The sequence below is a fragment of the Streptomyces niphimycinicus genome (genome assembly GCF_018883605.1).
Classification (GTDB): Bacteria; Actinomycetota; Actinomycetes; order Streptomycetales; family Streptomycetaceae; genus Streptomyces; species Streptomyces niphimycinicus.
Genome location: NZ_JAHLEM010001343.1, coordinates 1 through 470 on the forward strand (window position 1 = coordinate 1; position 470 = coordinate 470).

At 79.1% G+C, this 470-nt stretch carries 1 pseudogene; it reads right to left on the reverse strand.

Annotation, left to right across the window (positions count from 1 at the left end):
- Nucleotides 1-152: 152 nt before the first annotated feature.
- Nucleotides 153-470, reverse strand: a pseudogene (locus KN815_RS49670) (hypothetical protein); the annotation flags it as partial.

Here is a 470-nt window from a genome sequence, read left to right on the forward strand (position 1 = left end):
GTCCGGGGGCGCCGCGCCCGGGCCTCGGCCGAGGGTGCGGCGAGAGGGGCGGGGCGGCGGGGCGGGGTCGTCGTTCGTCGGCATCGCGGTCCAGGGTGCTCAGGGCCGGGCGGGGCAGCCCGTACGACCGGGCAGGCTATCGCCCGGCCCGGTCAACGGCCGCGGAGGCGGCGCACCAGGATGCTCGCGTCGCCGCGCGACTCCAGGTCGGCGAGGACGACCGCGACCGCCTCGCGGACGATCCGGCCGCGGTCGACGGCGAGCCCGTGCTCGCCGCGGAGCACCAGCCGCGCGTGCTCGAGATCCATCAGCTCCTCGGCGGAGACATAGACCGTGATCTTCTCGTCGTGGCGCTCGCGCCCGCTGGGCCGACGGTTCGCCGCACGGGCACGGCGGCGGGCCTGGCCGCTCTGCTCGGCCGCGGCCGAACCGCCCTGGGCCTGGCGGCCCTTGGGCCGGTCCCCCGCCCC